25 protein-coding genes, 1 tRNA gene, 1 rRNA gene and 1 riboswitch are annotated in these 26,295 nt (G+C 61.6%); of the genes, 5 read left to right on the forward strand and 22 right to left on the reverse strand.

The genetic code is table 11. The features are described from left to right. Positions 1-140 precede the first annotated feature (140 nt). Positions 141-560, reverse strand: coding sequence for a hypothetical protein (locus tag I6E73_RS09800; protein WP_197124940.1), 420 nt, complete (start codon positions 558-560; stop codon positions 141-143). Between the two features lie 293 nt (positions 561-853). Between I6E73_RS09800 and I6E73_RS09805 the strand changes: the two genes are divergently transcribed. Beyond that, positions 854-1,969 (forward strand): PD-(D/E)XK nuclease family protein, encoded by a 1,116-nt coding sequence (locus I6E73_RS09805; RefSeq protein ID WP_197124942.1) that lies wholly within the window; start codon positions 854-856, stop codon positions 1,967-1,969. Between the two features lie 668 nt (positions 1,970-2,637). Here I6E73_RS09805 and I6E73_RS09810 read toward each other — a convergent pair. The 4 genes from I6E73_RS09810 to thiM all read right to left on the reverse strand — a co-directional run bounded on the left by I6E73_RS09810 (position 2,638) and on the right by thiM (position 5,833). Continuing rightward, positions 2,638-2,711, reverse strand: a tRNA-Pro gene (locus tag I6E73_RS09810). Between the two features lie 76 nt (positions 2,712-2,787). Beyond that, a complete protein-coding gene (locus I6E73_RS09815; protein ID WP_197124944.1) occupies positions 2,788-4,335 on the reverse strand; it encodes a bifunctional hydroxymethylpyrimidine kinase/phosphomethylpyrimidine kinase in 1,548 nt (515 codons plus the stop codon). Then, on the reverse strand, positions 4,332-4,985 hold the full coding sequence (gene thiE, locus I6E73_RS09820; protein WP_307784279.1) for a thiamine phosphate synthase: 654 nt from the start codon (positions 4,983-4,985) through the stop codon (positions 4,332-4,334). The genes I6E73_RS09815 and thiE overlap by 4 nt, the downstream gene beginning before the upstream one ends. A gap of 38 nt (positions 4,986-5,023) precedes the next feature. Then, on the reverse strand, positions 5,024-5,833 hold the full coding sequence (gene thiM, locus I6E73_RS09825) for a hydroxyethylthiazole kinase (protein ID WP_197124948.1): 810 nt from the start codon (positions 5,831-5,833) through the stop codon (positions 5,024-5,026). Beyond that, positions 5,825-5,916: riboswitch (TPP riboswitch) on the reverse strand. It overlaps the preceding gene by 9 nt. 181 nt (positions 5,917-6,097) lie before the next feature. Between thiM and I6E73_RS09830 the strand changes: the two genes are divergently transcribed. Continuing rightward, positions 6,098-7,606 (forward strand): MDR family MFS transporter, encoded by a 1,509-nt coding sequence (locus I6E73_RS09830; protein WP_197124951.1) that lies wholly within the window; start codon positions 6,098-6,100, stop codon positions 7,604-7,606. Positions 7,607-7,777: 171 nt separating this feature from the next. Here the strand turns inward: I6E73_RS09830 and der are convergent, their stop codons facing one another. From der to I6E73_RS09890, 12 genes are all read right to left on the reverse strand, one after another. Beyond that, entirely contained in the window at positions 7,778-9,298 is a 1,521-nt protein-coding gene (gene der / locus I6E73_RS09835) for a ribosome biogenesis GTPase Der (protein ID WP_197105410.1), read from the reverse strand. 14 nt (positions 9,299-9,312) lie between these two features. Further along, the gene (gene cmk, locus I6E73_RS09840; RefSeq protein WP_197124952.1) at positions 9,313-9,987 is read right to left on the reverse strand and encodes a (d)CMP kinase; all 675 of its coding nucleotides are present in this window, start codon (positions 9,985-9,987) and stop codon (positions 9,313-9,315) included. Beyond that, a complete protein-coding gene (locus tag I6E73_RS09845) occupies positions 9,984-11,066 on the reverse strand; it encodes a prephenate dehydrogenase (protein WP_197105408.1) in 1,083 nt (360 codons plus the stop codon). Before I6E73_RS09845 ends, cmk begins: the two co-directional genes overlap by 4 nt. Then, positions 11,063-11,836, reverse strand: coding sequence for a pseudouridine synthase (locus tag I6E73_RS09850; protein ID WP_197124954.1), 774 nt, complete (start codon positions 11,834-11,836; stop codon positions 11,063-11,065). The genes I6E73_RS09845 and I6E73_RS09850 overlap by 4 nt, the downstream gene beginning before the upstream one ends. Next, positions 11,823-12,404: an SMC-Scp complex subunit ScpB gene (locus I6E73_RS09855; protein ID WP_197124956.1), complete on the reverse strand. Its 582-nt coding sequence runs from the start codon at positions 12,402-12,404 to the stop codon at positions 11,823-11,825. The genes I6E73_RS09850 and I6E73_RS09855 overlap by 14 nt, the downstream gene beginning before the upstream one ends. Then, positions 12,394-13,236 (reverse strand): ScpA family protein, encoded by an 843-nt coding sequence (locus I6E73_RS09860; RefSeq protein WP_197110084.1) that lies wholly within the window; start codon positions 13,234-13,236, stop codon positions 12,394-12,396. Before I6E73_RS09860 ends, I6E73_RS09855 begins: the two co-directional genes overlap by 11 nt. Continuing rightward, a complete protein-coding gene (locus tag I6E73_RS09865) occupies positions 13,220-14,107 on the reverse strand; it encodes a ParA family protein (protein ID WP_197105404.1) in 888 nt (295 codons plus the stop codon). The genes I6E73_RS09860 and I6E73_RS09865 overlap by 17 nt, the downstream gene beginning before the upstream one ends. A 160-nt stretch (positions 14,108-14,267) precedes the next feature. Then, positions 14,268-15,203 (reverse strand): site-specific tyrosine recombinase XerD, encoded by a 936-nt coding sequence (locus I6E73_RS09870; protein ID WP_197124958.1) that lies wholly within the window; start codon positions 15,201-15,203, stop codon positions 14,268-14,270. A 23-nt stretch (positions 15,204-15,226) separates the two neighbouring features. Continuing rightward, the gene (locus I6E73_RS09875; RefSeq protein ID WP_231600622.1) at positions 15,227-15,859 is read right to left on the reverse strand and encodes an NUDIX hydrolase; all 633 of its coding nucleotides are present in this window, start codon (positions 15,857-15,859) and stop codon (positions 15,227-15,229) included. Continuing rightward, the gene (locus I6E73_RS09880; protein ID WP_197124960.1) at positions 15,849-17,549 is read right to left on the reverse strand and encodes a CTP synthase; all 1,701 of its coding nucleotides are present in this window, start codon (positions 17,547-17,549) and stop codon (positions 15,849-15,851) included. The genes I6E73_RS09875 and I6E73_RS09880 overlap by 11 nt, the downstream gene beginning before the upstream one ends. A 155-nt stretch (positions 17,550-17,704) precedes the next feature. Next, on the reverse strand, positions 17,705-19,417 hold the full coding sequence (gene recN / locus I6E73_RS09885; protein WP_197124963.1) for a DNA repair protein RecN: 1,713 nt from the start codon (positions 19,415-19,417) through the stop codon (positions 17,705-17,707). Continuing rightward, positions 19,414-20,358: an NAD kinase gene (locus tag I6E73_RS09890; protein ID WP_197110088.1), complete on the reverse strand. Its 945-nt coding sequence runs from the start codon at positions 20,356-20,358 to the stop codon at positions 19,414-19,416. The genes recN and I6E73_RS09890 overlap by 4 nt, the downstream gene beginning before the upstream one ends. 259 nt (positions 20,359-20,617) lie before the next feature. On the opposite strand from I6E73_RS09890, the gene I6E73_RS09895 reads away from it, so the two are divergent. From I6E73_RS09895 to I6E73_RS09905, 3 genes are read left to right on the forward strand one after another with little or no spacing between them, the layout of a single operon-like run. After that, positions 20,618-20,869, forward strand: coding sequence for an SHOCT domain-containing protein (locus I6E73_RS09895; RefSeq protein WP_197124964.1), 252 nt, complete (start codon positions 20,618-20,620; stop codon positions 20,867-20,869). Continuing rightward, on the forward strand, positions 20,869-22,335 hold the full coding sequence (locus tag I6E73_RS09900) for a multicopper oxidase family protein (protein WP_197124966.1): 1,467 nt from the start codon (positions 20,869-20,871) through the stop codon (positions 22,333-22,335). Before I6E73_RS09895 ends, I6E73_RS09900 begins: the two co-directional genes overlap by 1 nt. Positions 22,336-22,351: 16 nt before the next feature. Then, entirely contained in the window at positions 22,352-22,771 is a 420-nt protein-coding gene (locus I6E73_RS09905) for a DUF302 domain-containing protein (protein WP_197124968.1), read from the forward strand. Between the two features lie 23 nt (positions 22,772-22,794). Here I6E73_RS09905 and I6E73_RS09910 read toward each other — a convergent pair whose 3' ends face one another. The 5 genes from I6E73_RS09910 to rrf form a co-directional block, all read right to left on the reverse strand. Beyond that, positions 22,795-23,589 carry a TlyA family RNA methyltransferase gene (locus I6E73_RS09910; protein WP_197124970.1) on the reverse strand — a complete coding sequence of 265 codons (795 nt, stop codon included), beginning with the start codon at positions 23,587-23,589 and terminating at the stop codon, positions 22,795-22,797. Continuing rightward, on the reverse strand, positions 23,582-23,734 hold the full coding sequence (locus tag I6E73_RS09915; protein ID WP_197110193.1) for a hypothetical protein: 153 nt from the start codon (positions 23,732-23,734) through the stop codon (positions 23,582-23,584). The genes I6E73_RS09910 and I6E73_RS09915 overlap by 8 nt, the downstream gene beginning before the upstream one ends. A 2-nt stretch (positions 23,735-23,736) precedes the next feature. Next, a complete protein-coding gene (locus tag I6E73_RS09920) occupies positions 23,737-24,771 on the reverse strand; it encodes an HAD-IIA family hydrolase (protein ID WP_197124979.1) in 1,035 nt (344 codons plus the stop codon). Next, positions 24,725-26,104 carry a hypothetical protein gene (locus I6E73_RS14615; RefSeq protein ID WP_231600623.1) on the reverse strand — a complete coding sequence of 460 codons (1,380 nt, stop codon included), beginning with the start codon at positions 26,102-26,104 and terminating at the stop codon, positions 24,725-24,727. Before I6E73_RS14615 ends, I6E73_RS09920 begins: the two co-directional genes overlap by 47 nt. 90 nt (positions 26,105-26,194) lie before the next feature. Next, positions 26,195-26,295 (reverse strand): 5S ribosomal RNA (gene rrf / locus I6E73_RS09930); the annotation flags it as partial.

Raw genomic sequence — 26,295 nt, forward strand, 5'->3', positions numbered from 1 at the left:
ATACACCCGTTGAAAGAGGCGTGGCTACGGCCCGCAACTCGGTGCCTCTCACCGACACGCATCTCGCGGACTATCCAAAGACGCAGACGGCGCGATTCGATCATGGGGCGGCAGGGCTGTTGCACCTCAACTAGTCGTCTCTACTCGTAGATCTCGATAGAACTGGGGTCGTACAGTTCGATCTGAGCTACACCTTCATGAAGCGTGATGGGACCTGAAGTGCATAGAGTCAGTCCGCCTGCGATTGGGTCTAACGAACCGATATCCCACACCACGATTTGGAAGCGAGCGGGGTCCGGATAGTCGCGACCGAGATTCAGGAATACGTCATCATAGGAATTTCCACCGCCAGCCAACGGTCCGCAAACGCGTTGAGTTGTCCCGGCGTGCGCGACAGCTTCATTCCACGCAATGCCGCCACCTGGCTGGCTTTCCGCCACAGGTTCGGGGACCACTGGCGCTTCGTTTCCCTGATATTCCCAAACGTTGTCGCCAACCTCAACACAACCGATGTCGGCCGCTTTCTGTTGCGCGAGACCTCTTGGGGCCGCGATGAGCATTTTGCACGCTTGAACCGGGTCAAGGACGGCGGGCACATCAGCTAGCTCTGGCTCCTCGTAGGCGCCCGATCCCCCAGTGCAAGCCGCAAGCAGCAGCGTTGTTAGGAGCGCAGCGGCAGCAACGCCAACGCGAGTCGATCGCAACATAGCCAAATATGAGGACATGGGGAACAATCTATTGGCGCCGCCCAAATATAACTAGTTGAGTTGCCGCGCTTGCGGGCCGTTAAATGAGCAGGCAGTGCATTCCATCGGCAAGTAGCCCCCAAAGCGCGTCCACTACTGTGGGCATCATGACGCTTGACCTATCGTTCCTTGAGGTTTCCTTGCGACCAGCAGGAATTGTCGAGCGGCCAGTGAATGTGTACGACATCCTCCGTGAGGGATGGCGGGAGACCCGTGTCGACATGACCCTTCAGTTCTTCCTCGACCCGACAGAGCGCCATGGCCTCGGCACCCTTGTCATAGACGCCCTCCTTCGCCTCCTCGATGGAGCACCGAGCATAGGTCTTAATGGTCGAACCAGTAAGCATCTAATCGCGCAAGACGCGGAAGGCTCTGACGCGTGGGAGGTTGCTACTCAGGTCGACTTCATCGACGTGTTTGCGTCGAACAGGGATTCGGGCATTGCGCTTGTGCTGGAGAATAAGATCGGCCACGTCCTCGATAACCCGCTGAGGAAGTATGCCGAATACGCCCGCAACAAAGGATTCGACACCGTAATCGTGGCGGTACTCGCGCCCGAGGCGCGAGATCACCCCGACCCGGTGCAGAAGAACTACCTATCCAGCGCTATCACATACGCCGAGTTGAGCGCTGAGATCAAGAGCGCACCAGAGTTGGTCGAGTTCCTGATGAGCCCCGGGGATCGGGACCAGCGCCGCAGCCTCGAACTCTTACAGCAGTTCATCGAAGCCCGACACGGGAAGACGGAAATGACAGACCTTGAAGATCAAGCACAGCGACTCGATGAATGGCGGGACGTTCTCGAAGAACACAGAGGAGCGATCACCGCCTTCGAGGAAGCGAGGAGCAGCATCGGCCGTCTTATACGAGATCGGAGGAAACGCCTTGAACCCCTAATCACCGATCGTCTCGAAGCACTAGCACTAGAGACAGGATGGCAAGCGCACGGCGGCGGTAAAGAGGAGACGTGGAATGCTTATCATTTCCCAGCAGCAGACTGGTCGGTCGAACTCAAATTCTCAGCTGACCCGACCCGCCCGATGATCTTCGTCTACGACCGACGTGGACTCACCTACAAGGATTCCACTATCGAACCGCTCGGCCTCACATGGACCAACACCGACGAGAGAATCGCCGACGCTTTCATCGAACGCGTTGTTCATATTCTCGGCGAGGTGAAGGCGGGTACCCGGCTCCCCGCAGGCGGGCACGAAACGGTGTAGCGGCCTCCAGACGCTGATCGCGCTCGTGCTGCACGACGCAAGTACCGCCGACTCTGTACAACTCGATCCAACGCCACGACGGTGCGTCGGCTTCGCGAAGTGCAGGGACACCGCTGCACAAAGTTTGTCAGTCTCTATGCTCTTCACACCAGGGACCCGAAGGCGACGCTTGCTGCAATAGACCCTGTGGGGCCAAATAACGATCGAGTGCTCGCCCATTGCGCCGGCACTTTTGTTGCGGGCAGTGCGCCATTCCACAGCCAGCGCGTGTGGCCGAGACGTTGGCGTTTCTGCCGCGACTTCATTCCTTCGTCAATTGAAAAAGGACAAACCCGGCATCCGCTCGATGTACGCGCCGATGCGTCGCTGATCGAATGGCTACCGCAATTCCGTGGACGAGGTCGAGTTATAGAAATCCACCCCGCACCACGGCCGCGTGCATCGAAGTAACCGTTGATAAGACCGCGCTCGTCGGACGACTACAACCACATTCCTTATGAACCGAGAGAGTAAGACATCTCGCAGATCAGAGCCCACACATCGCACTAATTAAATGGGCTATCGATGCTCCGGAGTTCAAAGTGTTGGGAAAACGTTGGATCGGGGTTCTGAACCCAAACGCTCCATAGAAAAAGCCCCGGACTTCGTGAGAAATCCGGGGCACATTGTCGGGCTGACAGGATTTGAACCTGCGACCCCCTGACCCCCAGTCAGGTGCGCTACCAAGCTGCGCTACAGCCCGCGACAACTCGAATAGCTTACCGCGAAATCTGAGCGCCGATGTTCAGTTTTGCGCCAAAACGGCAACTCCGGCCAAATCAGTGAGACGAGATGCCGTGCGCGGCGGCGAAGAACTCGCGTTCATGCTCCGTGGAGGCCACGAAAGCGGTGAGCATTGCATCCCGAACCGGAGGGGTCGCGTCTGCGGCGAGCGCCGTCACTATCGTGATGGCCTGCTCTGTGGCATCCGTGAATGCGTCATCGGCATACGTGGTGAGCCAGTCGGCATAGGGGTGCTCAGGGTGCGCCAGCGGGTGCAGTCGCGACCCGACGTCGTGGTAGACCCAGAAGCACGGCAACAGGGCTGCGGCAAGGACCGCGTAGTCACCACGGGCTGCCGTCGCCAGTAGATGATTCAGGTACCCCGTCGTTATCGCACTGGGCGTAGCCGCGAACAGCGCACCGGCCACCGACCACGACTCGTGCAATTGCAGTTCCGTCACGATGCAGCCCTCAGCACTCGATGCCCAGAACGCTTGCTCCGCCGCCGTGGGTGCCAGCCGGGCAGCTTCGGCGAGCGCCCGCGCGTAATCGCGCAGGTAGAGCGCATCCTGAGCCAGGTACCAGACGAAATCACCCCGCTCGAGGGAACCATCCCCCAGCGCCCGCACAAAGTCACCATCGTCGATCTGCGCGCGCACAGAAGCGATCTCCGCCCACCACTGCTCGCGCACCTCAGCAGCGGTCAACGCCGTCTCTAGGCCGCCGCGCTCCCACAACCCCGCAAAGTGACTAACCGGACCACGCCCCTCACCCACCTGCAGCGCCGCACCGGCACGGATGCTCTCGCTCAACCAGCGCTTCGACTCCCCCACAGCGGCCGCCCACTCACCGCCGGCCGCAATCCGGGTCGCGAGCGCACTCGACAGCGAACATCCGGTTCCGTGGGTGTTGTTGGTCTCTATGCGGATGCCGTCAAACTCAGTCACGACAGCAGCATTCCCCAAGCGAGCATCCACCAGCGCATCCGGAGCCTCGGCCCCACTCAGGTGTCCGCCCTTAGCGAGTACGCGCACCCCGTAGGAGGCAGAGACTCGCGCCGCCTGCTCCAGCACCTCGGGCCACGTCTCAGCGGCGGGTTCCGCGGCGATGATCGCGAGCTCAGGGATATTCGGCGTAACAAGGTCACACAGCCGCACTAGGTCGCGCAGCGCCTGCTCGGCTTCGGCATCCAGCAGCCGGTCACCACTCGTGGCGACCATGACCGGGTCAAGCACGATCAACGGAGGCCGCACAGCCTCAAGCCACGCCCGCACGACACCGACCACCTCAACGGTGCCGAGCATGCCGATCTTCACGGCATCGATTGCTACATCGTCGCTCACCGCATCCAGTTGCTCGCGCAAGAACTCAGCGGGCGGCACATGCACTCCGCGCACCCCCTGCGTGTTCTGCGCCGTCAGAGCCGTGATGGCCGCCATCCCGTAGCCACCGTTGGCTGCGATCGACTTCAGATCGGCCTGGATACCCGCACCACCCGAAGGATCGCTGCCAGCAATACTCAGAACGCGAGGAACCCGCAGACCGCTACCGCTACCGCTTTCGCTCCGTGCCTGGCCCCGTAGCCCGCTCCGTGCCCCGCTCATGCGTCTTCTCCTTCGTCTTCGGCCGCTGGTACGCCAGCCCACGCTGCGGCGAGCGCGCGAGCCGCCTCTCGCGGATCAGCCGCACCACAGATGGCAGACACCACTGCAGCACCGTCTGCACCGCCCGCACGCAGCAGCGCGAGGTCATTCGGCCCCACCCCACCGATCGCCACGGTCGGTCGCTTACTCGCCGCAATGAGCTCGGCCATGCGATCGTGCCCGAGAGCATCGGGAGCGTCCTTCTTTGTCGTCGTGGGATGCAAGGCCCCGATGCCGACATAGTCGACACCCGCCGACCCCACACTGGCGTCGTACAGTTGGTCGTCAGTCGATGCGCTCAGACCCACAATCGCCCCCGGGCCTACGAGCGCCCGCACCGACGCTGCGGGCAGATCGCCCTGCCCGACATGCACCCCAGCAACCCGAGCACCCATCTCGCGCGCAGCGAGATAGACATCGACTCGGTCATTGACGAGCACGGGCACCTTCAGTGCCACCGCCGTTGACACCCGCAGCACCAGATCAAGGAAGTCGCGGGCGGGCATGTCCTTCTCGCGCAGCTGCACGATCGTCACTCCCCCGGCCACAGCCTCGTACACGAGATCAACGAGGTCATGCCCGGCAGCTTTCGCCTGAGCCGAATCTGTCACTAAGTAAGTGGAAAGGTCGAAACTCTCTCGGAAGCCACTCATGCGATGACCGCCCGTTCTGCAATATCGTCCACCGAAACTTCGCTCAGGGCATCCAACAGCGCTACCGCAAAGCTTCCCGGCAGTGCCGAACGCTCCGCAGCGAGGTCGGCCGCTACCGTGTACACGCTCGTTGCCGCCACAGCAGCAGTCAGCGCATCCGGAGTCACCGCCGCAAACGCCGCCATGATCGCGCCAAGCGCACAGCCACCGCCCGTCACCTTCGTCAGCACCGGATGCCCGTTAGAGAGCCTCACGACACTCACGCCATCGGTCACCATGTCCGTCGCTCCCGATACCGCGACGGCGCCGCCGGTCACCCGCGCGAGCATCTGCGCGGCGGTGAGCGCGGCATCCACGGTGCTTGTGCTGTCGACGCCTCGACCTCCCGTGCCCAATTCGGCGAGCGCCAGAATCTCTGAGGCGTTGCCCCGCACGATGGAGGGCCCGAGGTCACGCAGGCGATACGCGAGTGGTGTGCGCACCGGCAGAGCCCCTATGGCGACCGGGTCGAGCACCCACGGCGTTCCGGCAGCGTTAGCCGCGGGAGCCGCTTCGAGAGCCGCAGCGCGCTGCTCTTCGCGACAGGTACCGAGATTGATCAGCACTCCGGAGGCTACCCCGGCAAACATGCCGGCTTCTTCCGGGATATCCACCATGGCCGGCGCTGCTCCAACCGCCAGCAACGCATTAGCGGTGAAGCCCACCACCACGCTATTGGTGATGCACTGCACGAGCGGCGACGTCGATCTCACCGCCTCGAGCGCGTCTTGAGTGGCGGTCAAAAAGTTTGGTGGCGTACGCGACATGCACGACATCCCTTCGCTAGTTCTAACTAGATCAGGTTCGACGGGTGTGTTCTCAGCCCCGCAGGGCACCCCGTGTCACAAGTTGTGCCTCAACGATAGCGGCTTGGCACGGTGTCGTGTTCGCCTCAGGCGAAAGGCAATGTGGACTATTTCAGTGCCGGATGTCGTTGCACCAAGCGACAATAAAGATGACGCAAGATCTGTGCACCCTTTTCAATCCCGGCTGCTGCTTCGTCCTACCGCTTCACACACGACAGGATTTCTATGACCAGCACGGCGCCGATCACCGGCAGCATCCCTCTTTTTGACCCCAACGATGACGGGCCAGCCACCCCGGTCGATAACAGCGGCCGCAACCGTTTGGTCATCGGCCTGATGCTCGCTGCCACCTTCGTGGTGTTCCTCAACGAAACCTCGCTCGTCGTGGCCATCCCCCGCATCATGGAAGACCTCAACATCGAGCCGAGCACCGCTCAGTGGTTGTCGACGTCGTTCATGCTCACGATGGCCGTGGTGATTCCGATTACCGGATTCCTCATCCAACGCTTCACGACGCGTGGCATCTTCATCACCGCAATGTCTCTCTTCACCATCGGAACTCTGCTGGGGGCTATGGCGCCCACCTTTGCCGTGCTGATTGTGGGACGGGTGATTCAAGCCTCCGGTACCGCCATGATGCTCCCCCTGCTGATGACAACCGTGATGACTCTGGTTCCTGCCGCAACTCGTGGCAAGACCATGGGCAACGTTTCCATCGTCATGTCGATGGCCCCTGCCGTCGGACCAACCGTTGCTGGCCTCGTCTTGGCCGTCTTCGACTGGCGCTGGGTCTTCATCGTCATGATCCCCATCTCTGTCACCGCTCTCCTGCTCGGCATCACGAAGGTAAAGAACGTCACCGACCCCCGCAAGGTATCGATTGACATGCTGTCGGTCATCCTCTCGGCCATCGCCTTCTCCGGCCTGATCTACGGGCTCTCCAGCCTCGGAGAATCAGCCGCCGGAGACTCTGTTCTCATCGCCCCAGCCATCCCCATCAGCGCCGGCGCCATCAGCCTCGTGCTGTTCATCATCCGCCAACTAAAACTGCAGAAAACAGACAGCGCCCTTCTCGACCTCCGCACTTTCGCCGCCCCCGGCTTTGCCGTCGCAATCGGCCTCATGATGGTCATGATGGCTGCCCTGTTTGGCACCATCATCCTGCTTCCCATGTTCACGCAAAACGTTCTCGGGCTCGAACCCATCCAGAGCGGACTGCTCGTACTGCCCGGCAGCCTCGTCATGGGGTTCTTGAGCCCCTTCGTTGGCCGCCTCTACGACAAGGTCGGCCCGCGCCCCCTCATGATTCCGGGCTCGATACTGGTGAGCGCATCGTTGTGGAGCTTCACGCTGCTCTCCGAAACCAGCTCACCGTTCATGGTCGTCGCCATCCACGTACCCATGAGCATCGGACTCGCCTTCATGTTCACGCCGCTCTTCACCTCGGCACTGGGCACGCTCAAGCCACACCTGTACTCGCACGGCAGCGCCACCATCAGCACCGTGCAGCAACTTGCCGGCGCTGCAGGCACTGCGCTGTTCATCGCGCTCCTCACGGTGCAGTCGGTCGCCCTTGCCGCTGAAGGCGCGCCAGAGGCCACAGCGCTTGCTGGTGGTGTGCGCCTCGCGTTCATGGCCGGCGGCATCATCTCGCTCTTCGCGATCGTCGCCACGTTCTTCGTGAAGCGTCCCGAATCAGAAATGACTCCGAGCGACGCTCCCGTCGCTCACTAGCCGCACGGTGTGAGCGGACCGCCAACCGGCATCCGCTCACTCCCGGGCGTCACACTCCGGGTGTCACTCCCCGGCTGCACACCCCGACGGTTAACGCACAAACGGCGAGCCCCTCTCGAAAGAGAGCGGCTCGCCGTTTGGCGTTAAACCGAAGCCTGTGACTTCAAGAACCTACTTGCGCTTGCGCTTCTCACGCACACGCATGTTGACCTGGATGGGGCTGCCATCGAAGCCGAAGATCTCACGCAGTCGACGCGTAATGAATCGACGGTATTGCGGGTCCAAGAACCCGGTTGTGAAGAGCACGAACGTTGGCGGACGGCTTGAGGCCTGCGTACCAAAGAGGATGCGCGGCTGCTTGCCACCACGAAGCGGGTGAGGGTGCTCCTGCGTAAGTTCGGCCAAAAGCGCGTTGAACTTACCGGTCGGAATGCGGGTATCCCACGACGCCAACGCCAGCTCGAGAGCCGGAACGAGCTTCTCCATGTGACGACCGGTCTTAGCCGAGATGTTCACGCGAGGAGCCCAGGCGACGTGCGCGAGGTCCTTGTCGATTTCTCGCTCAAGCAGGTCGCGACGTTCGTCGTCGAGAAGGTCCCACTTGTTGAAGGCCAAAACGAGCGCACGGCCCGATTCGAGCACGAGGTCAACGATCTTGAGGTCTTGAACGCTGAGCGGCTGGCTGACATCGAAAATGACAACGGCAACTTCAGCCTTTTCCAGTGCAGCACTGGTGCGCAGCGTTGCATAGAAGTCAGCGCCCTGCGCCAAAGCAACACGACGACGGATGCCGGCCGTGTCAACGAAGCGCCAGAACTTGCCGCCGAGCTCAATCTGCTCGTCAACCGGATCGCGAGTCGTGCCGGCGAGGTCATTCACAACAACGCGCTCTTCGCCAGCAGTCTTGTTCAGCAGGCTCGACTTGCCGACGTTGGGGCGACCGAGGATAGCAACGCGGCGCGGGCCACCCACTTCTTCCTTGGCGACGGTTGAAATCTTCGGCAGAACCGTGAGCACGTGGTCGAGCAGGTCAGCAACACCACGGCCGTGAACGGCGGATGACGGCCACGGCTGACCGAGGCCGAGGCTCCAGAGCGCTGCAGCATCCGATTCCTGGTGGATGTCGTCAACCTTGTTGGCGACCAAAATCACGGGCTTCTTGGTGGCGCGAAGCATGCGCACGACGTGCTCGTCGGTGGAGGTGGGGCCAACCGTGGCGTCCACAACAAAGAGCACAGCGTCGGCGAGGTCGATAGCGATCTCAGCCTGAGCCGCAACAGAAGCGTCGATGCCCTTAGCGTCGGGCTCCCAGCCGCCGGTGTCGACGATGGTGAAGTGACGGTTGTTCCACTCGGCCTTGTAGTTGACGCGGTCGCGGGTTACACCGGGGGTGTCCTCCACAACAGCTTCACGGCGACCGATGATGCGGTTCACGAGTGCTGACTTGCCAACGTTCGGGCGACCAACGATCGCGAGAACCGGCAGGGCAGGCAGGTAGTAGATGGCATCCGGGTCATCGGATGCGGAGTCGAGAACCGCGAGGTCGTCGTCTTCGAGGTCGTAGTCGCTCAGGCCGGCGCGGAGCGCAGACGTGCGCTGAGCAGCCTCTTCTTCGTTCATTCCCGAAAGACGCTCAACCAGATCTGGGTTCAGTTCGGGAAAGTCGTCTTCGGCGGGCGAATGATCGGCCATGGGTAGTCCTTTGTTTACATGCTGGAGCGAACAAAACTCGCGACGGCCGTCACGGTTTGATCGAAGTCAAGATTGGTGGAATCAATGGTGATGACTCCATCGGCGGCGTTCATGAAGTCCACGACTTTGGAGTCCTGCGCATCTCGATAACTGAGTTGTTGCGCGGTTGTCGTGCTCGATTCTCCGGAGAGTTCGGCCGCACGTCTTCCCATCCTAGCTTCTTCACTGGCTGTGAGCAGAATTCGAGCCTGTGCGTCCGGTGCGACCACGGTTGTGATGTCGCGTCCTTCGACCACAATTCCGGGTTTTTCGCTTCCCGCGATGATGCTGCGGAACAGGTCGACCATGTACTCCCGCACCTCAGGCACCCGTGCAATGTTCGAGACAACGCCCGTGATGCGGGGTTCGCGGATGTCGTCGGTCACGATCTCCGAGTCGACCTTCACAAAGTAGTTGTCAGGGTCAATCCCGATCGAGTACTCAAAACGTGGGAGCGTCTCAATGACGTCGCCGGGCCCGAGGGTGTCGACACCGCGCTCGAGGCAGTGCAGGGCAAAACCGCGGTAGGCAGCGCCAGTGTCGAGGTAGTCGAAGCCGAGTTCACGAGCGGTAGCTTTCGACACACTCGACTTTCCGCTGCCGGCCGGGCCATCAACGGCCACCACAACAAACGACGGATTCTTGTTCACGCGAAAGTCTCTGCAATCTTCCAACCACGAGCTTCAAGCTCGCTTATCAATACGGCTTCCTTTTCGGGCAGCACCGAGATTTCGGCCAAACCGAACTGGGCACCCGGTGAATGCTCAAGGCGCAAGTCTTCCATGTTCACGTCGGCTTCGCCGATTTCGGTGAGCAGTCGGGCGAGCTCGCCTGGCTTGTCGTCGACCATGACGACGAGTTGGCTGTAGTGCTTACTCGTTCCGTGCTTACCGGGAATACGCGCGACTCCGGCGTTGCCGCCGGCCAGAACTTCAGCGAGGGCACGACGGGCACCCGGAGCATCCGGAGTCTCGAGCGCCTCAATCGCCACACCGAGTTCGGTCTGCAGCTCGCGCAAAATCTCCGCGACAGGGCCCGAGTTTGCACCCAGAATCTGCACCCAGAGCTCAGGGGCACTCGAGGCAATGCGGGTCGTGTCGCGCAGCCCTTGACCCGCAAGAGCAACAGCGGCATCGGATGCTCCCGCCAACCGGTGCGCGAGCAAACTCGCCACCACTTGGGGAACGTGCGAAATCAGAGCCACCGCGTTGTCGTGATCGGAGGCTGACATTGCGACGGGAATAGCACCCAGCTCAATAACGACATCTTCGACTGCGCGACGGCGGAAGGGCTCTCCCCTGCCGATAACCCAGGGCCGACCGATGAACAGGTCCGCGCGGGCCGCAATGGCGCCGCCGCGTTCGCGTCCAGCTAGAGGATGCGAGCCAACGTAGCGATCAAGATCGGCACCCAGCGCAATAAGCTCCTCGAGCACGCCCACCTTCACACTCGCGACATCCGTCACCGTGGCACGCGGCCAGGCAATCAGTTCGCGAGCGACAACCTCGGCGGTGACGTCCGGCGGAACCGCCACAATCACGAGCGTCGGCTTATCGTCAGCCTGCGGAGCACGACCAGCGCCATAGTCAATCGCGAGGGTTGCGTTAGAGCGCGACGCATCGTGCAAAATAACATCGACGCCCTTGGCCCGCAGGCCGTGGCCGATGCTGGCACCGAGCAATCCCGCACCAACGATGCGTACTTGCCCAGTGATGCGGCCTAGGTTCACGACTGTTCCTCGGCCTCGCGGGCAATCGTCAGTACTGCACCCAACTCCACCTTCGTGAGGTTGCGAGTCTTTCCCAATCCGAGGCTTCCGAGGTTAAGCGGCCCAAACTGGCGACGAACGAGTTCGATCACCGGGTGGCCGACTTCTTCCATCATCCGGCGCACAATGCGGTTGCGGCCCGAGTGCAGGGTGAGCTCGACCATTGTTTGGTCGTTGGATGCTCGGCCGAGCGATCGCGCCTTATCGACGGCAATCGGGCCGTCCTCAAGCTCGATGCCCTTCATGAGCTGCGAAATTGTTTGAGCGCTCACAGTTCCTTCGACCTTGGCGATGTAGGTCTTCATCACGCCGAAGGAGGGGTGGGCAAGCACGTGGGCAAGTTCGCCGTCGTTCGTGAGGACGAGCAAGCCAGAGGTCTGCACGTCGAGACGGCCGACGTTGAAGAGTCGTTCGTCGTAGTTGCCGGTGTACTGCATCAGGTCGGGGCGACCACTCTCATCCGCCATCGAGCTCACAACGCCGACTGGCTTGTTGAGCATGACGTAGCGCTTGGTGGTGTCGAGCTGGATCGCACTACCGTCTACCGTCACGCGGTCGGTCGGCTTTACTCGACGGCCAGCTTCTTCAACGACCTTGCCGTTGACCGCAACGCGGCCCTGGTAGATCAAGTCTTCCGAAACGCGACGCGATGCCACACCGGCAGCGGCCATTACTTTTTGAAGGCGTTCGCCCTCGGGATTGCTGGGGCCTGAGCCATTAGCGTTGTTCATCAAAACCGTCCGTACCATCAGATAAAAGTGGCGAGATGGGAGGCAGCTCAGCAATGGAGTTGATCCCCAGTTGCACGAGCATGAGCTCCGTTGTTTCGTAGTGGATGGCGCCCGTCTCGTTGTCGGTAAACGCTTCCGTAATAAGTCCTCGACTCAGTAGCGTACGCACTACTGAGTCAACATTCACCGCACGCACGGCAGCAATGGCTCCCCGGCTGATCGGTTGCTTGTACGCAATGACCGCGAGAGTCTCCAGCGCGGCCTGACTCAACCGCGATGGGTTTTGCGTATAAACGAAGTCGTGCACGGCCGAGTCGTAGTCTTCGCGCACGTAAATTCGCCAGCCGCCACCAACTTCACGGAGTTCAAAACCGCGTCGCGGGCCATCGCCCTCACCGTCGAAATCGGCGCACAGTGCAGTGATTGTCTTGCGGATTGCCGCCACGGGTGCGTTCAGGGCCGTTGCGAGGCTCACGAGGCTCTGCGGCTGGTCGGCAACCATGAAGATCGCCTCGAGCCCGCGGGCGAGGTCGACAACGGGGGTGGCTGTATGTTCGTCAGTTTCCATAATCTGCTCCCAGATTAGCGAGGCTATCGTCTGACCAGTGTTCTGCAGTCCAGCGCACGGTCAGTTCGCCTAAGGGTTCAATCTGTTCAAAGGCAACGTTGCCGCCGCGATACAGCTCCAGTACTGCCAAGAAACGCGCCACAACAACGCCCTTCAACTCGGCGCCCGCGATCAATTGGCGGAACGTCTTCGGCTCCCCCGCGCGCAACAGCGCGACAACATGCGCAGCTTGTTCGCGGATGCTGATGAGCGGTGCGTGCAAATGATCGAGTCCCACGCTCGGAATCTCTCGCGGCGTGAACGCGAGGGTCGCGAGTGCGGCGAAATCGTCGAGGCTGAGCGTCCACACGAGTTCGGGAGTTTGAGTTCGGTATTTCTCTTCCAAGCGCACCGACCGCACGGTGCGCGTCGCTTCCGCCTCGAAGTGCGAACCGAACCAGTCGCTCGCCTGTTTGAACGCGCGATACTGCAGCAGACGCGCAAAGAGCAGGTCGCGTGCTTCGAGCAGCGCGACGTCTTCGGCATCCACGAGCTCACCCTGCGGAAGAAGTCCCGCTACCTTGAGGTCGAGCAGCGTGGCAGCAACGACCAAAAATTCGCTGGCCTGATCGAGCTCATCGATGTCATCCGATCCGTTTTCGGATTCGAAATCGCGCAGATACGCAATGAACTCATCCGTGATGCGCGACAGCGACACCTCGGTGATGTCGAGCTCATGCTTGGTGATGAGCGACAGCAGCAGGTCGAATGGACCGTTGAAGTTGTTGAGAGAGACCGAGAATCCTGGTGCGGATGCCTCAGTCTCGTCCACGTCGCTAGGCGACGGCGCCACGGGCGATCAGCTCTCGCGCCACCTGGCGGTAGGAGTGCGCCGCAGAGTGGTCGGGGGCGAAGGTCGTGATGGGGGCACCGGCCACGCTGGCATCCGGGAACTTCACGGTGCGACCGATAACGGTCTCGAGAACGTCGTCTCCAAAGTTTTCGACAACGCGTTCGAGCACTTCACGCGAGTGCAGCGTGCGCGCGTCAAACATTGTCGCGAGGATGCCGTCGAGCTTGATCGCGGGGTTCAGGCGATCCTGAACCTTCTCGATTGTCTCCACGAGCAGGGCAACACCGCGCAGCGCGAAGAATTCGCATTCGAGCGGAATGAGAACGCCGTGAGCTGCCGTCAGCGCATTAACGGTGAGCAAACCGAGCGAAGGCTGGCAGTCGATGAGGATCACGTCGTACTGGTCGCTGACCTTGCGCAGCACGCGCGCCAAGATCGTTTCGCGAGCGACCTCATTGACGAGGTGCACTTCAGCGGCCGAGAGGTCGATGTTGGCTGGGATGACATCGAGACCGGGCACTTTGGTGTGAACGATCGCTTCTGCCGGGTTCTTGATCGTGCCGAGCAGCAGGTCGTAGATCGTGGGCACATCGTGGGTGGGAACGCCAAGGCCCGCCGAGAGCGCACCCTGAGGGTCGAAGTCGATGGCCAACACGCGGCGGCCATATTCAGCGAACGAGGCGCCAAGGTTAATCGTGGTGGTTGTCTTGCCGACGCCACCCTTTTGGTTGCACAGCGAAATAATGCGTGCCGGGCCGTGGCCCGTGAGCGGTGGGGGTTCCGGAAAAACCGTGAGCGGCCGGCCGGTTGGGCCCATTGCCTGAACATCCAACCCCGCCAGCGTCGATTCGTTCTCGCGCTGTGTCGTCATACCAAAAGTTTACGTCGCGCATCCGTCGCAGCCCGCGCTCCCACGCGCGGACACGGCAGGGTCGCCTCTACCAAAGGTTGAAGGTTTGGCAGCGCGACACGCGGGCTAGCGGGGTCGCCGATCAGCCAGCCACGGCATCCCGTCACTCCCCCGGCGCTCGCTAACGTGCTCGCGGATGCGCCGTCGTGTACATGTCACGCAGCGTGTCAGCGGTGACCATGGTGTAAATCTGGGTTGTCGCCACCGAGGAGTGACCCAGCAGTTCCTGCACCACGCGAACGTCGGCACCGCCCGAAAGAAGGTGCGTCGCAAAGGAGTGCCGAAAGGTGTGCGGCGAGATATCGATCTCAAGTTCTGCACGCTCGGCAGCGGCCTGGATGATCAGCCACACGTTCTGACGAGAGAGTCGGGCTCCCCGTGCCCCGAGGAACAGTGCCGGGGTGGCCGCCCCCCTCGCCGACAGCACGGGACGAGCACGCACGAGGTACTTCTCGATAGCCGACTGTGCAAAGCTGCCAACGGGAACGATGCGCTGCTTGTTTCCCTTGCCGAGCAGGCGCACGATGTCGCCGTCGATCATGTCATCGACATTGAGCGCCGTGACTTCAGAGACCCGGGCGCCGGTGGCATAGAGAAGCTCAAGCAGCGCAGTGTTGCGAAGCGAAATGACCTCATCGCCCGGAAAAGATGCCAGAACGGCAACCATCTGGTCGATCGTGATCGCCTTCGGCAATCGCATCGCTTGCTTCGGGATCGCGACGGTATGGGCGACGTCCTCCACCGCGAGCGATTCGTCGACGAAAAACGTGTGCAGCCCCCGCACTGTCGAGAGCATGCGCGCGACCGAGGAGGCCGCGAGCGGACGCTCGGCATTGACTCGCAAGCTGTGCGCAAACGCGGTCACGTCATCCGCTGTCACTGCGGCGGGCGTGCTGAGGTCGCGCGTGCTGAGAAACGCCAGATAGCCGTCAAGATCGCGGCGATACGCTGCGAGAGTGTTCGCCGAAAGGCCGCGTTCGATTGCCAGATGCCGCAGATAGCGTTCTGCGGCGATCGCAATCGCGCTTTTCGCTACGGGTCGCGCTGGCTCGGTCATGTCGCTCAACCTACCGCGAGAGGCTATTCAGCGTAGTTTCGCGGATGCCGTGGCCACGGTGCGTCTGGTGCGCCCAGCGTGTTCCAGCCACGGTCGCGTCCGAGTTGCGCCGCCAAGAGTCCGAGGCACAGGATCGAGTTCTGCACGCGCCGCTCGAGAACCGCCTCAACGGCATCCTCCAGCGGAACCCAGCGCAACTCGATACCGGCTTCCTCCGCATAGCGGTCAAATACTTCGCCGGTCGCGCTCACACCACGGGCCAAGTAGATGCGCACCGCTTCGTTGCTTCCGCCGGGCGAAGTCAGCATTTCGCTGAGCACATGCCACGACTCGGCTTGCAGGTCGGTTTCTTCGGCCAATTCGCGCTGAGCCGCCAGCAACGGCGACTCATTCACGACATCGAGTAGACCAGCGGGCAATTCCCAATCGCGCAGGCGCACCGGATGACGGTACTGCTTGATCAACAGCACCCGGTCACGCTCATCCATCGCCAGCACCGCAACGGCGCCGGTGTGGTTCACGAATTCGCGAGTGATCGCAGAGCCATCGAGCTGAAAGCGCTCGCGATCCACATTCCACACGTGGCCAGCGAACACCGTTTCGGCGCTCAGCAGCTCCGGGATGACGCGGTCGTCGCTGAGTTCGTTATGCATCATCCTGCTCAGTCACCTCAAAGAGGCGGCTGGACTTTTGGCGCTCGATGGCAGCGGCGACCAGTCCGCGGAACAATGGGTGAGCACGGTTGGGGCGCGAGAGCAGCTCGGGGTGAGCCTGCGTTCCCACGTAGTAGGGGTGCACCTCGCGCGGCAGTTCGACGAATTCGACGAGGGTGCGGTCGGGCGAGATTCCGGAGAAGTTGAGTCCAGCATCCGCAATCTGCTGGCGGTATTCGTTGTTGACCTCGTAGCGGTGACGGTGACGCTCGGCGGCCGTCGGTGCTCCGTAGATTTCTTCAACGATCGAGCCGGGCTCGAGGTTGGCGTTGTAGAGACCGAGACGCATCGTGCCGCCCATGTCTCCGCCCGCGAGGATGTCAACTTGCTCGGCCATCGTCGCGATAACCGGGTACTTGCTGTCGGCATCGAATTCCGTTGAAGATGCGCCTTCGAGGCCGGCCATGTCGCGAGCGTACTCGATGACCATGCACTGCAAGCCGAGGCAAATACCGAGGGTGGGGATGCCGTTCTCACGAACGAATTTGAGGGCGCCGAGCTTGCCTTCAATGCCGCGAACACCGAACCCACCGGGAACAATGATCCCGTCGAGGTCGGAAAGCTGCTTGGCTGCACCTTCGGGAGTTTCGCACTCGTCAGAGGGAACCCAGCGAATATTGACCTTGGCGTTGTTGGCGAACCCACCGGCGCGCAGTGCTTCAGTGACCGAGAGGTAGGCGTCGGGCAGGTCGATGTACTTGCCCACGAGGCCGATCGAGACCTCGTTCTTGGGGTTGTGCACGGCTTCGAGCAGTTCGCTCCAGCCATCCCAGTTCACCGACTTCGCTTCGAGGCCGAGCTGGTTGATGATGTACGCGTCGAGTCCCTGGCTGTGCAGCATCTCGGGGATGTCGTAGATGCTGGAAGCGTCGGTGGCGTTGACGACGGCATCTTCTTCAACGTCACACATGAGCGCGATCTTGCGCTTGTTGGACTCGGAGACGGGGCGGTCGCTGCGCAGCACGAGAGCATCGGGCTGGATGCCGATCGAACGCAGCGCGGCAACCGAGTGCTGCGTTGGCTTGGTTTTCTGCTCACCGGATGCCGCCATGAACGGAACGAGCGAAACGTGGACAAAGAACACGTTCTTGCGCCCGAGCTCGTGGCGTACCTGGCGAGCCGACTCGATGAACGGGAGGCTCTCGATGTCGCCAACGGTTCCACCGATTTCGGTGATGATGACGTCGGGCTGCGGGTCTTCATCGCTGAAGGGACCGGCGGCCTGCAGGCGCATACGGCGCTTAATTTCGTCGGTGATGTGCGGGATGACCTGCACGGTGTCGCCGAGGTATTCGCCGCGACGCTCTTTGGCAATCACTTCGGAGTAGATCTGTCCGGTAGTGACGTTGGCTGCCTGATTGAGCTTGATGTCGAGGAAGCGCTCGTAGTGCCCGATGTCGAGGTCGGTTTCGGCGCCATCATCGGTGACAAACACTTCACCGTGCTGGAAGGGGTTCATGGTGCCGGGATCCACGTTCAGATAGGGATCCAGCTTCTGCATGACGACGCGGAGCCCGCGTGCTGTCAGCAGGTTTCCGAGACTCGCCGCCGTGAGGCCTTTACCGAGAGAAGAGACGACTCCTCCGGTGACGAAGATGTGCTTTGTTACGACCGCGTTTGTATTGTCCACCACGGGGTTCCATCCTATGCCTCGTCGAGCAGTTTTGTCGCCGCGCAGGGGTGTTTCGTTATCGGCTTAACAGCTAAGACCAGCAGCGCGGCCGGAAAAGTGGCTGAAAACGTGCGCGAAAGTGAGTCCGAAACTGTGCACGAAACTGCATCCGAACGTCAGCGACCGAGAGCAGCGTTTTCGAGGTCGTGCGCGGTCTGAATAAGCTCGCGGGCGTGGGCAAGGCCAGACTCCGAGTCGGGCAATCCCGAGAGCAGTCGCGCCATTTCTGCGATGCGCGCCTCCCCCTCAAGTTTGTGAACACTGGAGGCCGTCACTGATCCGTCGTCGCCCTTGATGACGCTGAGGTGGTTGTCTGCAAACGCGGCCACTTGGGCCAGGTGCGTGACAACAATCACTTGGGCTGTGCGGCTCAGCAGAGCAAGCCGCTTGCCGATTTCGATCGCAGCGGCACCACCGACACCGGCATCCACTTCATCGAAAATAAAGGTCGGAACCGGATCGTTGCCCGCAATGACAACCTCGATCGCGAGCATGACCCGCGAGAGCTCTCCCCCTGAAGCACCCTTGCCAAGAGGACGCGGCGGTGCTCCCGGGTGCGGCTGCAAAAGGATCGCCACTTCATCTTTGCCGCTCAACGAATAATCGCTGCGGTCTTCGACCGTGACGACGATCTCGGCGTTGGCCATCGCAAGGTGGGTGAGTTCGTCGGTGACCGCGGCAGCAAGGCGCGCAGCGCTGCGAGATCGCACGTCGCTCACCTTGGCTGCGAGCTCGATGAGCTCTGACTGACCTGCTTCGACCTGAGCCCGCAGCTCGTCGATGCGGGTGGAGTCGTTATCGAGTTCCAGCAAGCGTTGGCTGCCGGTGTCGAGCACATCGACGACATCGTCGAGGCTCACGCCGTGCTTGCGCACGAGAGCGGCAAGTTGGCTGCGGCGCTCTTCAACCTGTTCTAGTTCGCGGCTGCCATCGGAATCCAGCCCGGCGAGGTAGCCAGAAAGATCAGTTGAGATTTCTCCCAGTGTGATGGATGCTGCCGCTAACGCTTCAGCGATGGCGGCAAGTTGCGCGTCGTGCTCGGCGACCCGCTCAAGCCCTCGCTGGGCGCTGGCAAGCAGGGCCACCACATCGGAGCCTTCCTCCGCGTCATCCGCCGACAGCACCGCGTGGGCGCCTTCAGCGGCAAGTCTCAGACCTTCGAGGTTCGCCAGACGATCAGCTCGTTCTGTCAGCTCGACGTCTTCGCCGCGACGCACGTCAGCGGCTTCAATCTCATCGATCGCGACGCGCAGCTCGTCTGCCTCGCGACTGCGAAGATCGCTTTCCGCAACGAGTACATCGAGTTCGCCCTGGGCCGCCTGCCACAGACGGAACACTGTTTGATACTGCCCGAGCACGGTCGCGAGTTCGGCTCCCGCATAACGGTCGAGCGCGTTGCGCTGCGCCGTCGACGACTTGAGGCGGATCTGCTCAGACTGGCCATGAACGACCACGAGCTGGTCGCCCAGCTCGGTGAGCACCCCGACCGGAGCACTACGACCGCCGACGACAGCACGACTGCGCCCTTCACGCGCAACGGTGCGCACAAGAAGAAGCTCTCCGTCATCGAGGTCACCGCCGGCGTCGCGCACGCGCTCAGCGACCGCAGACGTGGGGTCAATGACCCAACGACCCTCCACGGATGCTTGATCGCTATCGGCCCGGATGGCGGCAGCATCGGCCCGCTCCCCGAGCAGGAGGCCCAGGGCGGTCACGACCATCGTCTTTCCCGCGCCCGTTTCGCCCGTGAGCGCGGTAAACCCGGGGCTCAGCGGAAGTCGTGCTGAAGCGATAACACCGAGGTCGCGAATGGAGATCTCTTCGATCACGAGTCGGTTCCCTCCTCCGATGCTGGCCCACGCCATCCGTTGACCGGCAAATTGAATTTCTTGACAAGACGATCGGTGAATGGTCCTTGCGACAGTCTGGCTAGTCTCACCGGCACCGGTGAACGTCGCACGATCACACGAGCACCGCGCGGAAGATCGAAAGCGCGTCGGCCATCGCACCACAACACGCCAATGCCCATATTGCGATCGAGAACCTCGACGGCGAGGGCCGAGTCTGGCCCCACGACAATGGGGCGCGCAAACAGCGCGTGAGCGCTCAGCGGAACGAGCAAGAGGGCGTCGAGGCTGGGCCACACCACCGGGCCACCAGCGGAGAACGCGTAAGCGGTAGAGCCGGTCGGTGTTGACATGACAACGCCGTCGCAGCCGAAGGATGAAAGCGGTCGGCCATCGACCTCGATGACCACTTCGAGCATGCGCTCGCGACTAGCTTTTTCGACGGTAGCTTCGTTCAGCGCCCAGGTTTCGTAGACAACCTCAGAATCGACCTTCACTCGCACCGACAGCGTCATGCGCTCTTCAACGAGGTAATCGCGAGCCAGCGCGCGCTCCACAGTGGACGTGAGTTCTTCGCGTTCGCTCTCGGCCAAGAAACCGACGTGGCCCAGGTTCACGCCGAGAAGCGGTGCGCTGCAGCCCCGCGTCAGTTCGGCGGCACGAAGAATTGTGCCGTCTCCACCAAGCACGATGACGAGCTCGAGCTCTCCGGTTTCGACCTCGTTGCCGAGGCGTCGCACCGGCGAGAGGTCGGGCTCCGCCTGCAGAATCGTTTCGTAGCTATCCGGCGCTAGTACCGGCACGATGCCTGCGCTGATGAGTTGATGGCACACCGAGATGGCGGCCGTCAGCGACTCCGCACGACCAGTGTGAGCGATGACCAGAATGTGACGATCAGAAGCATGAGAGTTCTCGGACTGCACCGTGCACCTCTCATTCGTAGTGATTGTTCGATTTGCCGCCACCGGCTGGCGGGTCGCGGCGATCGCAGAAACCTGCGTTAACCATTCTGTCGGATTCCCACAGTCACGTGCGCCCTGCACACGATTTTGGGGATATTGCTCCTGTGCACACGGGCGAATCCCAGCGTGGAGCCGAATCAGTTCACGCCCAGCCGCCTGTATACCTCCGGGGGTATTGTGTGCTGTACGGCACAATCCGATGCGAGAGGAACCAAATCTAATGATGTGGAACTACGGAAACATGGGATGGGCTTGGGGATACGGCGTGCTGGCAGTTGTCGGCGTCGCCCTGCTGGTCTATGTCATTGTTCGTTTGGCGTCGAGCACGTCAAAGAGCAACGAAAAACCAGCGGACCCGAGGCACGATGATGCCTCCGGCACCAAACGAATCCTCCAAGAACGCTTCGCTCGCGGGGAGCTCACTGAGGAACAGTACCGAGAACATCTTCGGGTACTCGACGAGTCCCCGTAATGCCCGACATCAGCCGGCGTAACGCGCTGATCCTCGGCGGGGTCGGAGTAGCCAGTGTCACTGTAGGCGGCACCGGTTTCTTCATCAATCAACGTCTCCCCACGTCATCGTCGTCGGGAACCATATCCGGCAACGCCTTCACGGAGCCTGTAGAACTGCGCAGCAGCGACGGCGTGCTCACGGTCGACCTCGAATCATCGCCCCAACGGGTAAGCATCGCTGGCCGGGACGTAAACGCACTGAGCTACAACGGTGGCCTGCCGGGGCCCACTCTGCGCGTTCGAGCGGGAGACACCCTCAACGTGAAGCTCAACAATGGGTTGGCAGACCCCAGTAATTTGCATGTTCATGGGCTCCACGTCTCCCCTAACGACAACAGCGACAACATGTTCGTCACGGTCGCAGCAGGAGAGTCCTTCGACTACCAATACACAGTGCCGGCCGACCATCCCCCTGGCGTGTACTGGTATCACCCGCACCTCCACGGTTTTGTCGCCGAACAGGTCTTCGGCGGGCTTTACGGCGCCATCATCGTCGAAGACGCAGAAGAGATCCCCGCTGACCGAGAGCGCCTCCTCGTCATCTCCGATATCACCATCACCTCAGGCGGAAACATCCCATCGGCCTCGCCAATGGACGAAATGTCTGGGCGTGAGGGAGACCTCGTGCTTGTCAACGGGCAGCTCACGCCACATCTGACCGCGCAACCTGGTGAACGCGAGCGATGGCGCATCGTCAACGCCAGCGTTTCCCGCTACTTGCGACTGCGACTTGACGGACAGCAAATGACCCTGCTCGGAATCGACTCCGGGCGGTTTGAAGCCCCACAGGAAGTCGACGAAATCCTGCTCGCGCCCGGCAACCGGGCAGACCTTCTGGTCACCGGTAGTGCCGGAACAGCCACACTGCGCACCCTCCCCTATGACCGCGGCTCGGCTGGCGGGATGATGATGGGCGGCGACACCTCTCGAAGCATCGAAGAAATCGAACTGGCCACGTTTACCGTGGTCGGCGAGAACGTCGACGCGCAACCAACGATCCCGCGCCAACCTGCCCAGCGCGACCTACGAACAGAAACTGTGAACGCGAGACGCGAATTGGTCTTCGCCATGGGCATGGGCGGCGGTATGGGCGCAGGCATGATGACCCCCACAATCAACGACCGCCCATTTGATGCCAGCCGCATCGATACCACCGTGCAGTTCGACAGCGTCGAGGAGTGGCTGCTGACAAACACCAGCACCCTCGATCATCCGCTGCACCTGCACGTCTGGCCAATGCAGATCATTGAACAGGATGGGCAGCCCGTCGACACCCTCCTGTGGCAAGACGTCGTAAACATTCCCGCACGCAGCACCACCCGTGTGCGGATCGCGTTCGAGGACTTCAGCGGAAAAACCGTCTACCACTGTCACATTCTCGACCACGAAGACAACGGGATGATGGGAATCATCTCCGCCAACTAGCACCAAGGAGACAACAATGAACTACGCACTCACCGTCACAGTCCCGCTCCCTTACGAGGAAGCGATTTCCGTGACGAAGCAAGAACTAGCGAACCAGGGTTTCGGCGTTCTCACCGAAATTGATATCCGAGCGACCTTCACCACAAAACTCGGGGCCGAAAGCGCGGATGCGGTCGGCGATTACCTGATTCTGGGTGCGTGCAACCCGGCCCTCGCCGAGCAAGCACTCGCCGCCGATCCCGACATGGGTCTGCTACTCCCCTGCAACGTCGTCATCCGTCGAAGCCAGTCGGCAGAGTCGACTACGGTTCAGACGATCAATCCCCAGACCATGGTTCAACTGAGCGAGGTCGCAGCAGTTCAGGCTGTTGCCGATCAAGCGGATGAACGCCTTCGCGCCGCGCTAGCAGCTATCGAGGGCGCCAACGGCAAGTAGACCGAGCTCAAGGCCTTCATCGCTCAGGCGATGGCAGCAACCTGCGATATCCACTCCGTCGGGTTGCTGCCGGCTGGGGCACTCAGCCACACAAGATACTCACGGTTTCCCGCGTTTCCCGCGATCGGTGACGAGATGACGCCTGCCGTGCCGAGACCAAGATCCCACGCCGCCCAGAGCACCCCCATGATCGCTTCGTCGCGAAGTGCGGCCCCATGCACGATGCCCTCACGAATGTTGGTTCGTCCAACTTCGAACTGCGGCTTCACAAGCAAAACAAAGTCTGCGGTTTCGCCCACCGAAGAGTGAAGCGCCGGGAGCACGGTGCGAAGCGAGATGAAGGACAGGTCAGAGACCACAAGGTCAGGAATTTCGGATGTTCCGCTCAACTCCGCCAGCGATTCCGCGGTGAGATAGCGAGCATTCTTTCGCTCGATAACGCGCACTCGGGCATCCGACCGGATCAGGTCGACGAGTTGCCCGTGGCCGACGTCGAGCGCGATAACTTCGCGAGCACCGCGTTCGAGCAAAACTTGAGTGAAGCCGCCGGTCGACGCGCCAACATCGAGCGCGAGCTTGTCAGTCGAGTCGATGCCGAAGGCGTCGAGACCCGCCACAAGTTTGTGGGCGGCCCGGCTTACGTAATGATCGGTCTCAGCGACCTCGATGACGTGGTCGTCGCTCACCGGAGTGGACGCTTTCGGAATCGCGATTCCTGACACCGTGACGAGACCGTCGGCAATCAGTTTGGCGGCGTGTGTGCGAGAACGCGCAAGACCGCGAGCAGCGAGAGCTGCGTCGAGCCGCACGCTAGCCATTGCGCGAAAACGCGTCCTTGCCCTCGAGCTGCTGCTGCAGTTCGTCGTGAACCTGAGTAAACGCGGCAGCTCGAGTTTCGAGCGGTTGGTCTTCGATCAGGCTCAGTCGTGACATCAGTCCGTCTACCGGTGATTCATCGCTCATGCTCATGAATATAGCTCCGCTGGTACTTCAAGGGCGTAGATGGCGCTCCCCGAGTTCCAAATTGCTGCTGCGCCAGCGCGCAATCGGTCGATGGATGTTCCGGCCGCCGTCACGGTCAGCCGTTGCCCTTCAAGGCGCACCGTCGCCGTTCCTACCGTCGTCACCACGGCGGCGCCGTCGTGCGTGACGATCGTTTCTGGATAGGGCTCATGCAGCCCGCGCAGATCATCAATGATCATCGTCGGTCGCTCATCCGGGATACACGCCAGCACTTGCTTTGCTTGGTCAATGCCCGTCAGAACGAGAAGCGACGGGATGCCGGCGCGGTTCGCGCCGAGAATGTCGGTGTCGAGGCGGTCGCCAATCATCAGCGCTTCGCGTGACTCGTAACGAGCAAAGGCCTCCTCGAAGATGGCCACTTCTGGCTTGCCAGCGACGATCGGCAGACGCCCAACGGCGGAATGCACAGCTGACACGAGAGTGCCGTTGCCGGGCGCTGTTCCGCGAGCCTGGGGAATCGTCCAGTCGGTGTTGGTGGCAATCCAGGGGATGCCGGAGTCGCCACCCTTGAGGGCGAACGATGCTTCTGCGAGATCTTTCCACCCCACATGCGGAGCGAAGCCTTGCACGACGGCCGCCGGTGAATCATCAGCCGACCGGGTGACCACGAAGCCTGACTTTTCAAGTTCGTTCGTCAGCCCGTCGCCGCCTACAACCATGATGGTCGAACCGGCAGGAACGATATCACGCAGCAGTCCCATGGCCGCTTGCGGTGAGGTCACCACATCGCGCGGTTCCACGGTCAGCCCGAGTTCGCTCAAGTGCTCAGCAACGGATGCGTCGGTGCGCGACGCATTGTTCGTAATGTAGGCAACTTGCGGGCCATCGATCGCGTTCACGCTCTCGACGGCATACGGAATCGCGTCCGGTCCGCGATAGATCACTCCATCAAGGTCCGCGAGCACCAGCGCGACGCCCGACAGTGGTGTCTTAGTTGACACGCTCGTCGTTTTCGTCGTCGTTCCCGTCAGTTTCATTAGCGACTTCCAGAGGCCCATTTGCATCCTCAACTTCTACTGCGGTGTCGTCGGATGCCTCGAATTCGAGCTCTTCTTCAATGACTTCGATGGTGGCGTCTTCGTCGTCGCCGAGCGCCGCTTCTGCGACATCCGCGCGAGCAAACCAGATGGCCGCTTCATCGTCACGGCCGAGCTCTTCGAGCACGGTGCCATAGGCGCCGAACAGGGCAGGGCTGTAGGTGAAGGCCTTATCGGGGTCGAGCTGCGGAATCTGCAACTCAACGAGCGCTTCTTCTGTATGGCCGAGGTCGAGGCGTGCTCCCGACATGGCAATAGCAAGCTCAGCCTGGACTGCCGACGACAGCGTGCTGCGCTTCACCGAGCGACCAAGCTCGAGGGCCCGTTCCGGGCGCTCGAGTCCGCGCTCGCTATCGACCATCATCGGCAACTGGTCGTCACGACCAGTGATGCGACGGTACGTACGCAATTCGCGCAACGCCAAAGCGTAGTCGCCGGTGGCATAGGCGGTGATGGCGAGAGTCTCGCGCACAACTCCGATGCGGCCTGCACGGCGCGCCGCAGAAATCGCATGCTGATGAGCAAGTTCAGGGTCATCCTCGATGAGGCGCGACACCATTACAAGGTGAAGGGCGACACCCTCGGCGTTCTCTTTACTGAGGGTCTTGAGTTCGTTCGAAGCAACCCGGTCAAGCATTTTAGGCGTAACGCCCTCCGGAATCTCGGGAGCCTGGTGGTAGGCCCGAACCGAGCGGATGCCGAAGGGATCGCGATCCTCTTCAAGCTCACGTGCGCTGGCATCGCGGTCTCCGCGTGCGGGCGCTCCGCCCTTGGTCCAGAGTCGTTTTTCGTCGGGGCCACCGCGGCGATCGGATCCGCGGTCGGGACGTCCGCCGCGCTCGGGGCGCCCTGAGCCATCGGAACGGAACGGGCGTGCCGGCCGGTCTCCCCTGTCGGGACGATCGCCGGAGCGTGGTGGACGGCTATCGCGGTCCCCTGAACGTGGTGGACGCGAGTCACGGTCACCGGAGCGTGGCGGGCGCGAATCACCATCGCCGGAGCGCTGCGGGCGACCATCGCGGTCACCGGCGGCATCGCGGCGTGGACGGCGGTCGTCACCCTCAGGCTTGTTGCGCCAAGGGCGGTCGGAGCCGGATGCTGGCTTTCCGCGTGCGGGTCCACCAGCGGCGTTGTCGCGGCGTGGTCTTCCATCGCTTGGTCGTCCCTCACCCGGACGTCCACCTGTGGGGCGTCCTCCAGATCGGGGCGCGCCAGAGCGGTTCCCGTGGGGTCGGCTGTCTTGCCGGCCGTCATTTTCTGAGGAATCGGTCATTCGTTGCTCCTGATTTTAGGGTGGGGACTTAACGCAAAATAGCCACCAGCTGTGTCTATGAAACACAGTGGTGGCTATTTTACAATTGAAGTCCGGCGGTGTCCTACTCTCCCACAAGGTCCCCCTTGCAGTACCATCGGCGCAGAGAGTCTTAGCTTCCGGGTTCGGAATGTAACCGGGCGTTTCCCTCT

This window comes from Salinibacterium sp. SWN248 (genome assembly GCF_015864575.1).
In the GTDB taxonomy this organism is placed as follows: domain Bacteria; phylum Actinomycetota; class Actinomycetes; order Actinomycetales; family Microbacteriaceae; genus Rhodoglobus.